This window comes from Hyphomonas polymorpha PS728 (assembly GCF_000685315.1).
Classification (GTDB): Bacteria; Pseudomonadota; Alphaproteobacteria; order Caulobacterales; family Hyphomonadaceae; genus Hyphomonas; species Hyphomonas polymorpha.
In genome coordinates this window covers 1-1431 of sequence record NZ_ARYM01000056.1, presented here as the reverse complement: position 1 = coordinate 1431, position 1431 = coordinate 1, and the positions used below count along the sequence as shown (strand labels likewise).

Annotated in this window: 1 protein-coding gene; it reads left to right on the top strand. The window is 58.6% G+C overall.

The genetic code is table 11. The features are described 5' to 3' along the window. Positions 1–8: 8 nt before the first annotated feature. A protein-coding gene (locus tag HPO_RS19335; protein ID WP_157532938.1) for an IS3 family transposase occupies positions 9–1360 on the top strand; the annotation gives its coding sequence in 2 pieces (ribosomal slippage) (positions 9–345 and positions 345–1360; 1353 coding nt in all). The last annotated feature ends 71 nt before the right edge of the window (positions 1361–1431 follow it).

Below are 1431 nucleotides of genomic sequence, written 5' to 3'. Positions count from 1 at the left end.
GAGTGAAGATGAGACAGAAATCCGGGCCGCAGGAGAGTTCGGCCGAGAAGCATGTGCAAGCGATCAAGCGTCAGACCCGGCGGAAGTTTTCAGCCGAGGAGAAGATCCGGATTGTCCTTGAAGGCCTACGCGGCGAGTACTCGATTGCCGAGCTTTGCCGGCGTGAGGGGATTGCGCAGGGGCTGTATTACACCTGGTCGAAGGAGTTTCTCGAAGCCGGCAAGAAGCGGCTGTCGGGTGACACTGAGCGGCAGGCGACATCTGGCGAAGTGACGGGCCTGAAGCGTGAGATGCGCGACCTGAAGGAGGTTGTGGCGGACCTGACGCTGGAAAACCGCATACTCAAAAAAAGCGTGATCGGGGATGGGGATGCCCAAGAATGAGGTACCGTGCATCCGAAAAGCTTGAAATCATCCGGCTGGTCGAGAACTCGCACCAGCCGGTGAAGAAGACGCTCGACCAGATCGGCGTGTCGCGGCCGACCTTCTATCGCTGGTACGATCTGTATCGACGGTTTGGCGATGCGGGACTGGAAGACCGGCGCGGCGGGTCCGGCCGCGTCTGGAACCGCATCCCAAAAGCCGTGCGCGATCAGGTTCTGGAAATGGCCCTCGACCAGCCGGAACTCTCGCCCCGGGAGTTGGCGGTGACGTTCACGGACGAGAAGCGTTACTTCGTCTCGGAAGCCAGTGTTTACAGGCTTCTGAAGGCACATGACCTGATCACTAGCCCGGCCTTCATCGTGATGAAAGCTGCCAGTGAGTTCCGCGACAAGACCACGGCGCCCAACCAGCTCTGGCAGACGGACTTCACCTATCTGAAGGTCATCGGCTGGGGCTGGTTCTACCTTTCCACGGTGCTCGATGACTTTTCGCGGTACATCATCGCCTGGAAGCTTTGTGCCGGCATGGCGACGAGTGATGTGCAGGACACGCTCAACCTGGCGCTCCAAGCTTCTGGGCTCGGTACCGCCAACGTCGTTCACCGCCCGCGCCTATTATCCGACAACGGACCATCCTACATATCTGGTGATCTGGCAGACTACCTTGCCGACAAGGGCATGAAGCACACGCGCGGCGCGCCATATCACCCTCAGACGCAGGGAAAGATCGAACGCTGGCATCAAACCTTGAAGAACCGCATCCTGCTGGAAAACTACTTCCTGCCCGGAGACCTTGAAGCGCAGATCGACGCGTTCGTTGGCCACTACAACCATCAGCGCTATCACGAGAGCCTGAAAAACCTGACCCCCGCCGATGTCTACACCGGCCGCGGGCAAACGATCCTGCTCGAACGTGAGAAAATCAAAAGGAGGACGATGAAACTCAGGCGCTTGCAGCACGCCCAATCCGCTGCTTAACTCAAACCCAGATGCGCCAGACCCTCCTTAAGTCAGGCAGCCTTCTGTCTCAAAATACATGACGACGGACA